This window comes from Xylophilus rhododendri, from assembly GCF_009906855.1.
GTDB classification, from domain to species: Bacteria; Pseudomonadota; Gammaproteobacteria; order Burkholderiales; family Burkholderiaceae_C; genus Xylophilus; species Xylophilus rhododendri.
This window is the reverse complement of record NZ_CP047650.1, coordinates 5,072,560-5,085,588: the sequence shown is the minus strand read 5'-3', so window position 1 is coordinate 5,085,588 and position 13,029 is coordinate 5,072,560. Positions and strand designations below refer to the sequence as shown.

9 protein-coding genes and 4 tRNA genes are annotated in these 13,029 nt (G+C 66.7%); 6 read left to right on the top strand and 7 right to left on the bottom strand.

Annotation, left to right across the window (positions count from 1 at the left end):
* Positions 1-96: 96 nt before the first annotated feature.
* The 6 genes from adh (at position 97) to murI (ending at position 7,306) form a co-directional block, all read left to right on the top strand.
* Complete coding sequence (gene adh / locus GT347_RS23540) at positions 97-1,617, top strand: aldehyde dehydrogenase (RefSeq protein WP_160554500.1); 1,521 nt, start codon at positions 97-99, stop codon at positions 1,615-1,617.
* A gap of 8 nt (positions 1,618-1,625) precedes the next feature.
* Positions 1,626-2,006, top strand: coding sequence for a DUF779 domain-containing protein (locus GT347_RS23535; protein WP_160554499.1), 381 nt, complete (start codon positions 1,626-1,628; stop codon positions 2,004-2,006).
* A 113-nt stretch (positions 2,007-2,119) separates the two neighbouring features.
* Positions 2,120-3,559: a metallophosphoesterase family protein gene (locus GT347_RS23530; RefSeq protein WP_160554498.1), complete on the top strand. Its 1,440-nt coding sequence runs from the start codon at positions 2,120-2,122 to the stop codon at positions 3,557-3,559.
* A 41-nt stretch (positions 3,560-3,600) separates the two neighbouring features.
* Entirely contained in the window at positions 3,601-4,821 is a 1,221-nt protein-coding gene (locus GT347_RS23525) for a cytochrome-c peroxidase (RefSeq protein WP_407704172.1), read from the top strand.
* Between the two features lie 84 nt (positions 4,822-4,905).
* Positions 4,906-6,459 carry a fumarate hydratase gene (locus tag GT347_RS23520; protein ID WP_160554497.1) on the top strand — a complete coding sequence of 518 codons (1,554 nt, stop codon included), beginning with the start codon at positions 4,906-4,908 and terminating at the stop codon, positions 6,457-6,459.
* Between the two features lies 1 nt (position 6,460).
* Positions 6,461-7,306 (top strand): glutamate racemase, encoded by an 846-nt coding sequence (gene murI, locus GT347_RS23515; protein ID WP_160554496.1) that lies wholly within the window; start codon positions 6,461-6,463, stop codon positions 7,304-7,306.
* Positions 7,307-7,362: 56 nt separating this feature from the next.
* On the opposite strand, the gene GT347_RS23510 is transcribed toward murI, so the two are convergent.
* The 7 genes from GT347_RS23510 to lon form a co-directional block, all read right to left on the bottom strand.
* Positions 7,363-7,995 carry a DUF6806 family protein gene (locus GT347_RS23510; protein WP_160554495.1) on the bottom strand — a complete coding sequence of 211 codons (633 nt, stop codon included), beginning with the start codon at positions 7,993-7,995 and terminating at the stop codon, positions 7,363-7,365.
* A gap of 202 nt (positions 7,996-8,197) precedes the next feature.
* Positions 8,198-8,273, bottom strand: a tRNA-Gly gene (locus GT347_RS23505).
* Positions 8,274-8,401: 128 nt separating this feature from the next.
* Positions 8,402-9,949 (bottom strand): diguanylate cyclase domain-containing protein, encoded by a 1,548-nt coding sequence (locus tag GT347_RS23500; protein ID WP_160554494.1) that lies wholly within the window; start codon positions 9,947-9,949, stop codon positions 8,402-8,404.
* A 36-nt stretch (positions 9,950-9,985) separates the two neighbouring features.
* Positions 9,986-10,077 (bottom strand) — tRNA-Leu (locus tag GT347_RS23495).
* Between the two features lie 68 nt (positions 10,078-10,145).
* Positions 10,146-10,219: transfer RNA gene (locus GT347_RS23490), tRNA-Cys, on the bottom strand.
* 55 nt (positions 10,220-10,274) lie between these two features.
* Positions 10,275-10,350 (bottom strand) — tRNA-Gly (locus GT347_RS23485).
* 103 nt (positions 10,351-10,453) lie between these two features.
* Entirely contained in the window at positions 10,454-12,880 is a 2,427-nt protein-coding gene (gene lon / locus GT347_RS23480) for an endopeptidase La (protein WP_160554493.1), read from the bottom strand.
* Between the last annotated feature and the right edge of the window lie 149 nt (positions 12,881-13,029).

Sequence of the window (13,029 nt, the reverse complement as noted above, 5' to 3'; positions counted from 1 at the left end):
GGGAAAGCCCCGATCCGTGCTGGCCCGGGCCTTGCCGTTCAGAGGATGCGCCGCAAGCCCGCGGCGTCCACATCCAGCCCTCAAGGAGAACAAGACATGGACATGCTCGAGCCCGGCAAATTCGGTACGTCGGTGAATTTCAAGAAGCGTTACGACAACTTCATCGGCGGCGCCTGGGTCGCGCCGGTGGACGGCCGTTATTTCGAGAACATCACGCCGATCACCGGCAAGCCCTTCTGCGAGATCGCACGCTCCAGCGCCGCCGATGTGGAACTCGCGCTCGACGCCGCCCACCAGGCCAAGGCCGCCTGGGGCAGCACCTCGCCCACCGAACGCGCCAACATCCTCAACCGCATCGCCGAGCGCATGGAGCAGAACCTGCCCATGCTCGCCGCCGCCGAGACCTGGGACAACGGCAAGCCGATCCGCGAGACCACCCATGCCGACATGCCGCTGGCCGTCGACCACTTCCGCTATTTCGCCGCCTGCATCCGGGCGCAGGAAGGCGGCATCAGCCAGATCGACAAGGACACCTACGCCTACCACTTCCACGAGCCGCTCGGCGTGGTCGGCCAGATCATTCCCTGGAACTTCCCGATCCTGATGGCGGTGTGGAAGCTCGCGCCGGCGCTGGCTGCCGGCAACTGCGTGGTGATCAAGCCGGCCGAGCAGACGCCGGTCTCCATCCTGGTGCTGATGGAGCTGATCGGCGACCTGCTGCCGCCGGGCGTGGTCAACGTTGTCAACGGCTTCGGGCTGGAAGCGGGCAAGCCGCTGGCATCGAGCAAGCGCATCGGCAAGATCGCCTTCACCGGCGAGACCACCACCGGCCGGCTGATCTCGCAGTACGCCAGCCAGAACCTGATCCCGGTGACGCTGGAGCTGGGCGGCAAGTCGCCCAACGTCTTCTTCGCCGACGTGATGTCGGCCGACGACGCCTTCTTCGACAAGGCGCTGGAAGGCTTCGCCATGTTCGCGCTGAACCAGGGCGAGGTCTGCACCTGCCCGTCGCGGGTGCTGATTCAGGAAAGCATCTACGACCGCTTCATCGAGCGTGCGCTGCAGCGCGTGAACGCGATCTCGCAGGGCAATCCGCTGGACATGGCGACCATGATCGGCGCGCAGGCTTCCAGCGAGCAGCTGGAAAAAATCCTGTCCTACCTCGACATCGGCAAACAGGAAGGCGCCCAGGTGCTGGCCGGCGGCGAGCGCAACCGCTTGGGCGGCGATCTCGAAGGCGGCTACTACGTCAAGCCCACCGTCTTCAAGGGCCACAACAAGATGCGCATCTTCCAGGAGGAAATCTTCGGCCCCGTTGTCTCGGTGACCACCTTCAAGGACGAGGCCGAGGCGCTGGAGATCGCCAACGACACCCTCTACGGCCTGGGCGCAGGCGTGTGGAGCCGCGACATGAACACGGCATTCCGCATGGGCAAGGGCATACAGGCCGGCCGTGTCTGGACCAACTGCTACCACCAGTACCCTGCGCACGCAGCCTTTGGCGGCTACAAGAGCTCGGGCATCGGCCGCGAGAACCACAAGATGATGCTGGACCACTACCAGCAGACCAAGAACCTGCTGGTGAGCTACAGCGAGAACAAGCTGGGCTTCTTCTGAACCCCGCCATGACGACGGTTGCCCGCGTGACGCCCACCGACGCGGCGCTGGCGCTGATCGAGCGCCTGCGCCGCGAACATGGCGCGCTGATGTTCCACCAGTCCGGCGGCTGCTGCGATGGCAGCGCGCCCATGTGCTATCCGCAGGGCGAGTTCATCGTCGGCGACTACGACCGGCTGCTGGGCGAGATCGGCGGCGCGCCCTTCTACATCAGCGGGCCGCAGTTCGAGTACTGGCAGCACACGCAGCTGATCATCGACGTGGTGCCGGGGCGCGGCGGCATGTTCTCGCTGGAGGGGCCGACCGGCGAGCGTTTCCTGACGCGCTCGCGGCTCTACACCGACGAGGAATGGGCGCTGCTGTCGGCCGAGGAGGCGGCGCGGCCCTGACCGCCGGGGACTTTTCGCCACAGGTGCCGGTTTGGCGGCCGGGATCATGAAACCGTCACTGTTGGTGACGATGCTTCACGATCTCGACAAAAACCACAATCACACCCATGACAATGTCCCACCGCCTCCGCCGCCGCGCCCAGATCGCGGCCGGCCTCGCCCTCGCCGTGACCGCCGTGGCCATCGCCGCCTGCGGCGGCAGCAACGACCCGATCACCCCCGCCACCACCACCGACGCACAGGTGCAGGCCGCGTGGACCGAGATCGGCGCCAACAACCAGGTCATCGTGCGGGCCATCACCACCGCCGGCACCTGCCCCCGCATCGCCATCAACGGCGCCTTCAGCACCATGGCCCTGCGCGCCCCGGCCACCACCGTGGCGCAGCGCCCCACGGCCAGCGCCGCGGCCGATTCCAAACCCTCTGTCTTCGCCGTCACCGCCTGCGAAACCCTGCTGGCCTCCAGCGCCACCGACGTCTTCGTCGGCGGACGCGCCATGCCCCTGCCCAAGGCCGCGCCCCAGCGCATCGCCGTACTGGCCGACACCGGCTGCCGCCTGAAGAAGGCCGACAACGCCTACCAGCCCTGCCTGGACACCAATGCCTGGCCCTTCGCCACCATCGCCGCCACCATCGCCTCGATGAAGCCTGACCTGGTGATGCACATCGGCGACTACCACTACCGCGAAAACGCCTGCCCCACCGACATCGCCGGCTGCAAGGACAGCCCGTGGGGCTACGGCTGGGACACCTGGGCCGCCGACTTCTTCACCCCCGGCGCACCGCTGCTGGCGGCCGCGCCCTGGGTGGTCACCCGCGGCAACCACGAAGAGTGCGCACGCGCCGGCCAGGGCTGGTCACGTTTCCTCGACGTGCGCCCCTTCAGCGCCGCCATGAGCTGCGACGACCCGGCCAACGACAACGGCGGCAACGTCAGCGACCCCTACGCCGTGGCGCTGGGCAGCGACACCCAGATCGTGCTGTTCGACTCGGCCAAGGTCGGCACCGCCGGCCTGCCGACCACCGACTACAAGTTCCCGATCTACCAGGACCAGTTCCGCAAGGTCGCCGCCATCGCCGCCGACACCACCAAGACCACCCTGTTCGCCAACCACCACCCGATCCTGGCCTTCGCACCGCTGGCCGGCGCCGCGCCCGCACCGGGCAACACCGGCCTGCAGGCGGTCATGAAGACCCTGAACCCGGTCACCTACTACCCGGACGGCGTGAAGATCGCGCTGCACGGCCATGTGCACGACTTCCAGGCGATCAGCTTCAGCACCAACCATCCCGCCACCTTCGTCACCGGCAACGGCGGCGACAACGTGGACGTGAACCTGCCCGACCCGCTGCCCGCCGGCACCACCCCGGCCCCGGGCGCCGTGCTGGACAAGATCACCCACACCAACACCTTCGGCTTCATGATGATGGAGCGCAGCGGCAGCCAGTGGCTCTACAAGGCCTACACCAAGACCGGCGTGCTGCTCACCACCTGCGTGCCGAACGGCTCCAAGATCGCCTGCGACAAGACGGGCTTCCTGGCACCCTCGTGAGATCGATCCGCGTCCGCAGCTTCGCCGTCGCCGCCTGGCTCCTGCTGGCCCTGGGCGCCGGCGCCGCGCGGGCGCAGACCCTGGTCGAACACATCGGCGACACGCCGCGCTACAACGCCGTCGTGGCCGCCGCCCGGCCCCTGGCGCCGCCCGACCCGGCCCGGGTCGCACTGGGCCGGCAGCTGTTCTCCGACAACCGCCTCTCGCAACCGCGCGGCACCAGCTGCGCGAGCTGCCATGACGCCAACACCGGCTTCACCGGTTTCCATGGCGGACGCGACGGTGTGGCCAGCGGCAGCATCCGCAGCCGCCTGGGCTTTCGCAACCCGCCCGCGCTGACCTACGCCAAGTTCGTCCCGCCGCTCTACTTCTACCAGGACGACGACGCCACCCAGCCCGCCCCCTTCGGCGGCCTGATGCTCGATGGCCGCGCCGACACCCTGGCCGCCCAGTCCCGCGAGCCCCTGCTGGCGCGCCACGAGATGAACCTGGGCACCGAAGCCGCCGCCGCGACGCGCCTACGCGCGGTGGGCTACCGGCAAGCCTTCGAGACCCTCTACGGCCCCGGCGTGCTCGACGACCCGCGCCGCGCCGTGCAGGCCTTCGGCGCCAGCGTGGAGGCCTATCTGCAGAGCGACGAACTGGCGCCCTTCGACTCCCGCTTCGACGACTTCCTGCGCGGCGACACCAAGGCGCTGACAGCGCAGGAGATGAAGGGCCTGGCCATCTTCCGCAACCCGGACCAGGGCAACTGCGCCTCCTGCCACCTGGTCAGCCAGACCTCCAGCAACCCGGCCCGCTCGCTGTTCACCGACTTCGGCTACGAAGCGCTCGGCGTGCCGCGCAACACCCGGCTGCCGGCCAACACGGACCCGCGCCATTACGACCTCGGCCTCTGCACCACCGCCAGGGCGCACCACTGGCCCGAGCCCGATTCCTGGTGCGGCTACTTCCGCACCCCCAGCCTGCGCAACGTGGCCGTGCGCACCCGCTACATGCACAACGGCGTCTTCGACTCGCTGCGGCAGGCGGTGCGTTTCTATGCGATCCGCTCGACGAAACCGCAGGAGTTCTACGGCAAGGGCCCGATGTTCAACGACCTGCCGGCCGGCATGCGCGGCAACGTCAACATCCAGTCCAGCCCGATGAACCGCAAGGCCGGCGCCGCGCCGGCCATGAGCGAGGAGGACATCGATGCCGTCGTGGCCTTCCTCGGCACCCTGACCGACAAGCGCTACCGGACGGCCAAACCCGCCCCCTGACCGGCAGGCGCGGCGGCGACGGGGGATAATTCGCGGGTTTGGCCGAAGAGCCATCCGCCCTCCCCCGCCCCACGACACACCGCCATGACCACCATCATCCGCCAGGAAGACCTGATCGAGTCCGTTGCCGCCGCCCTGCAGTACATCAGCTACTACCACCCGGCCGACTTCATCGCCCACCTCGCCCGCGCCTACCAGCGCGAGCAGAGCCCGGCGGCCAAGGATGCGATCGCGCAGATCCTGACCAACAGCAAGATGAGCGCCACCGGCCAGCGCCCGATCTGCCAGGACACCGGCATCGTCAACGTCTTCGTTAAGATCGGCATGGACGTGCGCCTGGAGGGCTTCTCCGCCGGCTTCGAGGACGCCATCAACGAAGGCGTGCGCCGCGGCTACAACAACGCCGACAACATGCTGCGCGCCTCGGTCGTGGCCGATCCGCATTTCGCCCGCAAGAACACCGGCGACAACACCCCCGCGGTGATCTTCACCCAGATCGTGCCGGGCGACAAACTCGACATCACCGTCGCGGCCAAGGGCGGCGGCAGCGAGAACAAGAGCAAGATGGTCATGCTCAACCCCAGCGACTCGCTGGTCGACTGGGTGCTCAAGACCGTGCCCACCATGGGCGCCGGCTGGTGCCCGCCGGGCATGCTGGGCATCGGCATCGGCGGCACGGCCGAGAAGGCGGTGCTGTCGGCCAAGGAAAGCCTGATGGACGACATCGACATGTACGAGCTGCAGGAGAAGGCTGTGAAGGGCGAGAAGCTCAGCCAGGTCGAGGAACTGCGCCTGGAGCTCTACGAGAAGGTCAACGCGCTGGGCATAGGCGCGCAGGGCCTGGGCGGCCTGACCACGGTGCTGGACATCAAGATCAAGATGTACCCCACCCATGCGGCCAGCAAACCGGTCGCCATGATCCCCAACTGCGCCGCCACCCGCCATGCGCACTTCGTGATGGACGGCTCCGGCCCGGCCTACCTGGAAGCGCCCTCCCTGGACCTGTGGCCCAAGATCGACTGGGCGCCCGACTACAACAAGAGCCGCCGCGTCGACCTGAACGCGCTCACCAAGGAAGAAGTCGCCAGCTGGAAGCCGGGCGACACCCTGCTGCTCAACGGCAAGATGCTCACCGGCCGCGACGCCGCGCACAAACGCATCCAGGACATGCTGGCCAAGGGCGAAAAGCTGCCGGTGGACTTCACCAACCGCGTCATCTACTACGTCGGCCCGGTCGACCCGGTGCGCGACGAGGCCGTGGGCCCCGCCGGCCCCACCACCTCCACCCGCATGGACAAGTTCACCGAGATGATGCTGGCCGACACCGGCCTGATCGCCATGGTAGGCAAGGCCGAGCGCGGCCCGGCCGCCATCGAGGCGATCAAGAAGCACAAGAGCGCCTACCTGATGGCCGTGGGCGGCGCCGCCTACCTGGTCAGCAAGGCGATCAAGCAGGCCAAGGTCGTCGGCTTCGCCGACCTGGGCATGGAAGCCATCTACGAATTCGACGTGGTCGACATGCCGGTGACGGTGGCCGTCGATGCCGGCGGCACCAGCGCCCACATCACCGGCCCGGCCGAGTGGCAGAAGCGCATCGCCACCGGCGAGTTCAAGGGCATCGAGCTGGCCTCTGCCTGAGATGGACCGCAGGCCGCCACCGTCCGCTGAGGCGCCCATCGGCGTGTTCGACAGCGGCATCGGCGGCCTGAGCGTGCTGCGCGCCCTGCGCGCGGAGCTGCCCGGCGAGCGCTTCGTCTATCTCGCCGACAGCGGCTTCGCCCCCTACGGCGAACGCGGCGAGGCCCACGCCATCGCCCGGGCGCACGCCGTCATCGAAAGCCTGCGCAGCCGCCGGGCGATCAAGGCGCTGGTGGTCGCCTGCAACACGGCCACCACTGCCGCCATCCACCTGCTGCGCGCCGAACATCCCGAGCTGCCGCTGATCGGCGTAGAGCCCGCCGTCAAGCCTGCGCTGGCACAAACCCGCACCGGCCGTGTCGGTGTGATCGGGACCCGCGGCACCGTGGGCAGTGCCAAGTTCGCGGCCCTGGTGGCCTCGCTGGCCGGACAGGGCGAGGTCGTGGTGCAGGCCTGCGACGGCCTGGCCAAGGCGATCGAGGACGAACTGCTGGAGCCGGGCTCGCATTCGCAAGCCGCCACCGAAGCGCTCTGCCGCGAATACCTCGCCGCCATGGGCGGCTTTGGCCCGGGCAGCGGCCAGATCGACACCCTGGTCCTGGGCTGCACCCATTACGTCTTCGCACAGGCGCCGCTGCTTCGAGTGCTTGGCGGCGCTGCCGTGCAGCTGCTCGAGAACGGCGAGCCGGTCGCCCGCCACACCCGCCACCTGCTGGCGCAGCGCGGCCTGCTGGCCACGGCCGGCGCGGGCGGCATCGAGATGGAGAGCACCGGCGATCCGCGTCTGCTCGATGCCGGCGCCGAACGCTGGCTGGGCCTGCCCGCCCGCTGCGTGGCCACGGCCTGAGGCGCCCATGAAAAAAGCGCCTCCGGGGAGGCGCTTCTGGCAGGAGCGGACAAGGCTCAGTGCAGGTGACGCGGCCGGCGTCCGCCGCCATGGCCACCGGCCGGGCCGCCCCCGCCGCTGCCGCGCGGCGGCTTGCCGATCTCCAGCGAATTGACCAGGGCCTCGAAGCGGTCGCTGAACAGCTTGTCGATCTCGGCGACCACGCCGCCGAGCTCGGCGCCATCGAAATGGCGCTCCATCATGTTGACCACGTCCTCCACCAGCAGGTCGCGCTGCACCTGCATGATGGCGGCCGGCGTCGGGCCGACGAAGAGCATCACGAAGTCGTCACGGGCCTCGGCGTTGTCGGGCTCTTCCTCGTCGTCGAAATCGGCGTCGTAAAAACTCACCTCGATGGCCGCGCCCTGCTCGGCCAGCTCGTTGAGGCTCATGCACATCTCGTCGAGGTTCTGGCGGAAGTCCTCGTCGCCGTTGACCGTCCAGCAGACGTGCAGCACATGTTCCTTGGTGTCGAACTCGATGCCGGGCTCGTCCTCGTAGGCGCTGGCCGCGCCATCGGCGAGCGAGCGGGCGCCGGCGTATTTCCACAGGGGCTTGAGCGCATCCTGCAGCTGTTCGAAGGTGACATCGGCACGCAGCACCACGTCGCCATGGACATGGATTTCGAAGGGAGCGTTGTAGCTGGACATGGAGATTTCTGGACTTGGGCCATCTGCCCGCCGCCTAGGAAAGCGACATGCGCGGCAGGTGGCCGAAAAATGGGAAGGTGACTGTCAGCTAGATCGCCGCAATGGGCTATTTTGGCACGGTCGCATCCGCGCGGGCCAGCACAGCCACGCGCCACGGCGAGCAAAAAAAAAGGAAGCCCGACGGCTTCCTTTTTCGAGAATATGGAGCGGGAGAAGAGTCTCGAACTCTCGACCTCAACCTTGGCAAGGTTGCGCTCTACCAACTGAGCTACTCCCGCATATTTTCCGCATTTTATTGCGTTTTCTGCCTTATTCGACATTGCCTGTCGTCTGCAGCAGAGCCTCGCATTCTATAGCAAGAATTGCGTCTTGCGCAATACCTGCAAAACTTTTTGCGTTTTCCGGTTCAGCGCGCGGACAGCGGCGTGACGCTGTAGCCGCTGCGCCCCACCTTGGCCGCATACATCGCATCGTCGGCGAGCTGCATCAGCCGGGTGGTGTCCGTGCCGTTGTCAGGCGCGCGGGCGATCCCGATGCTGACCCCGACCTCGACGACCTTGCCGTCCGCCAGCGTCATGGGTTGCCGCACCCGCTCCACCATCAGCGCGGCGATCTCGACCGCCTTGGCGCTGTCGGCCGTCACCAGCAGCACCGCGAATTCGTCGCCCCCCAGGCGGGCCACGGTGTCCGAGGCCCGCAGCACCGCGTGCAGCCGATGCGCCGCCTCCTTCAGCACCTGGTCGCCAGCGGCATGGCCCAGGGTGTCGTTGACCGCCTTGAACTTGTTCAGGTCCATCACCATCAGCGCGTAGCCCCGGCCCAGGGAGCGCAGGTTCTCGGCCGCCAGCTTCAGGTTGAGTTCGAAGAGCCGCCGGTTGGCCAGCCCCGTCAGGCTGTCCTGGAACGCCACCTGGTCGAGCGGCGCGACGATCTTGCGGGTGCCGCGGTACACCGCGATCGCCGACAGCAGCACGTTGAAGCATATGAGCCCGGCGAACACCCGCTCCAGCCGCTCGAAGCTGCCCAGCACCCGGTCCAGCGGCCGCGCCACCACCACCGCCACCTCCTGGCCGTAGTTGCTGGAGAGCTTGACGACCATCATGCGGTAGTCGGCCGCGCCGATCCGTACGTTGGCGAAGGGCTTTTCGGGCGTCACCCGGTCCAGGCCGGCATTGAGCGCGTGCTGCACCTCGCTGCCGACGGAGGATGCGCGCTCCTGCCAGGGCTCGGTGGCGCCGTCCCTGGAGAAGAAGACGAACTCGGAATTGGTGATCTGGCGGAACTGCGTGGCGATCTGGTCGTCGATCTGGAATCCGAAAGTGAGATAGCCCACCGGCTCCGGCGTGTTGACCACCGCCTTGACCCACTGATAGAGGATCTGCGAGCCCGCATCGAGCTGCAGCACCGACAGGCCGTCGCCGCCGGGCAGGATGTCACGCACCTGCGAAGCCAGCGTCTCGTCGGTGAGGCCCGAAAAATCCGTCGGATAGCCGCGTGTGATGGCTTTCGCGTAGCCCGCCATGTCGCCCTGCAAATCGGTCAGGACGGTCAGGTTGGCGCCGACGCGGGCGTTCTGGTTGATCAGCGCCGACTCGACCGTGCGCCGGGAATTATTCGTGACCGCGGCACGAAAACCCTGGTCCTTGCTGACCAGTTCGGTGGCCTGCTTGAGATATTCCCGCCGCTGCCCCGCCGCATAGGCAAAGACCTGGGTGCTCGAACTGAGCTGATCCTCGATGTTGTCGCCCGCGATGCGCCGGTTGACCAGCCAGACCAGCGCGAAGCCGCCGATCTGGAATGCGATCAGGAATGGGACCAGGAAAAAGACCAGCCTGCGCTCGGATGACTGAGGACGCTGCGCACGCCCGATCCGCCGTCCGGCGACGGCGAATTTCAGGCGCTGCAGCGCGTTCCAGGCAGCGGACGGAGGCGCGACCTCCAGCTCATTCGCCACAAGGAAGAACCTTCGGTCTGTATTTGAAGTTTGGGATGGTGCCTCGAACCGGAATCGAACCGGTACGCTCCGATTAAGGATGCGGCGGATTTTAAGTCCGCTGTGTCTACCTATTCCACCATCGAGGCAAACCCGCAGCAGCATGCCCGCGGCCAGAAACCAGAAAGCCCCACAACATAGGTCGAGGGCTTTGGAATGGAGGCGCGATCCAGAGTCGAACTGGACTAACCGGATTTGCAATCCGGGGCATAACCGCTTTGCTATCGCGCCAGAAATTTCTGTCGTCTTTGACGAAAAAGGGAAGCCTTGGCTTCCCTTTTGGAATTGGAGCGGGAGAAGAGTCTCGAACTCTCGACCTCAACCTTGGCAAGGTTGCGCTCTACCAACTGAGCTACTCCCGCATGTTGCAGTGATTTGGTGTTTGCCCGTATCGCTGCAGCGTCTCGCATTCTAGCCCGGTTTTTGGGGCTTTTCCAAACTGCCCCAAAAAACTTTTGCGAATCCTCAGTGCTGAACCGAGGCCGGCGTGCCGCCCGCCGCCGGCACCGCCGGGGTGACCGGCGGAACGGCCACTTCCTCATCGGTCAGCGCGGTGGGAACACGCTCCAGCGCCACTTCCAGCACGGCGTCGATCCACTTGACCGGCACGATGTTCAGGCCGTCCTTCACGTTGGCCGGAATCTCCTGCAGGTCCTTCACGTTCTCTTCCGGGATCAGCACCGTCTTGATGCCGCCGCGCAGGGCCGCCAGCAGCTTTTCCTTCAGGCCGCCGATGCCGGTGACTTCGCCGCGCAGGGTGATCTCGCCGGTCATGGCCACGTCGGCGCGCACCGGGATGCCGGTCAGGGCCGACACCATGGCGGTCGTCATCGCAGCGCCGGCGCTGGGGCCGTCCTTGGGGGTGGCGCCGTCCGGCACGTGGATGTGGATGTCCTTCTTCTCGAAGGTCTCGTCGCGGATGCCCAGGCGGCGGGCGCGGCTGCGCACCACCGTGCGGGCAGCCTCGACCGATTCCTTCATCACGTCGCCCAGCGAGCCGGTGCGGGTGACGACACCCTTGCCGGGCGTCAGCGCGGCCTCGATGGTGAGCAGATCGCCGCCCACCTCGGTCCAGGCCAGTCCGACCACCTGGCCGACCTGGTTCTGCTGCTCGGCACGACCGTAGTTGTACTTGCGCACGCCCAGGAAGTCGTGGAGGTTGTCCGCCGACACGACCACCTGCGGAGTCATCGTCTTGAGCAGCAGCGCCTTGACCACCTTGCGGCAGATCTTGGAGAGCTCGCGCTCCAGCGAACGCACGCCGGCTTCGCGGGTGTAGTAGCGCACCACGTCGCGCACCGCGTCCTCGGTGACCTGCAGTTCCTCGTCCTTCACGCCGTTGTTGCCCATCTGCTTGGGCAGCAGGTACTTCATGGCGATGTTGGTCTTCTCGTCCTCGGTGTAGCCCGACAGGCGGATCACTTCCATCCGGTCCAGCAGGGCCGGAGGGATGTTCATCGAGTTCGAGGTGGCGACGAACATCACGTCCGACAGGTCGAAATCGACCTCGACGTAGTGGTCGCCGAAGGTGTGGTTCTGTTCCGGGTCCAGCACTTCCAGCAGGGCGCTGGAGGGATCGCCGCGGAAGTCCGTGCCCAGCTTGTCGATCTCGTCGAGCAGGAACAGCGGATTGCGGGTGGCCACCTTGCCCAGGCTCTGCAGCACCTTGCCCGGCAGCGCGCCGATGTAGGTGCGGCGGTGGCCGCGGATCTCGGCCTCGTCGCGCATGCCGCCGAGCGCCATACGCACGTACTTGCGGCCGGTGGCCTTGGCGATCGACTGGCCGAGCGAGGTCTTGCCGACACCCGGAGGGCCGACCAGGCACAGGATGGGCGCCTTGACCTTTTCCACGCGCTGCTGCACCGCGAGGTATTCGAGGATGCGGTCCTTGACCTTGTCGAGACCGTAGTGGTCTTCGTTGAGCACGCTCTCGGCATTGGCCAAGTCGTGCTTGATCTTGGTCTTCTTGCTCCAGGGCAGGCTGGTGAGCACGTCGATGTAGTTGCGCACCACGGTGGCCTCGGCCGACATGGGCGACATGAGCTTGAGCTTCTTGAGCTCGCCCTCGGCCTTCTTCAGCGCGTCCTTGGGCATCTTGGCGAGCTTGATCTTCTTCTCGATCTCCTCGATGTCCGCGCCCTCTTCGCCTTCGCCGAGCTCCTTCTGGATGGCCTTGACCTGCTCGTTGAGATAGAAGTCGCGCTGGTTCTTCTCCATCTGCCGCTTGACGCGGCCGCGGATCTTCTTGTCGACGTTGAGGATGTCGACCTCGCGTTCGAGCTGCTCGAAGAGATTTTCGAGGCGGGCGCGGATATCGTGCAGATCCAGCACCGTCTGCTTGCTGTCGACCTTCAATGGCAGGTGCGCGGCGATGGTGTCGGCCAGGCGGCCCGGGTCGTCGATGCTGGAGATCGAGGTCAGGATCTCCGGCGGGATCTTCTTGTTGAGCTTGACGTACTGGTCGAACTGCTGCATCACCGCGCGGCGCAGGGCCTCGACCTCGCTGGTCTGGCGCTCGGCTTCGTTTTCGCTGACCGGCGAGACCGTGGCCACGAAGTGGGTCTCGGTATCGACGATCTTCTCGACGGCGGCGCGCTGCTGGCCTTCGACCAGCACCTTCACCGTGCCGTCGGGCAGCTTGAGCATCTGCAGGATGGTGGAGATGCAGCCGACGTCGAACATGTCGTCGACCGCGGGCTCGTCCTTGGCGGCGGTCTTCTGCGCCACCAGCATGATGCGGCGCTCCGCCTCCATGGCGAGTTCGAGCGCCTTGATGCTCTTGGCGCGCCCGACGAACAGCGGGATGACCATGTGGGGGAAGACGACCACGTCGCGCAGCGGCAGCAGCGGCAGGTCGATCGGATCGGCGGGGAGAGGTGTGTGGCCGGACATGGGAACCCTAAAGTGAACCTGCAGCAGGTGGTTGGTGCACCCCTCTTTTTCAAGATGGGAAAAACAACCGGTCGACCGGCGGGACCGAAAGACCGTCTGGCTACGGCAAAGAATAGTCGAGATGCGCCCGGAGGCTGCAACAGGGCGCG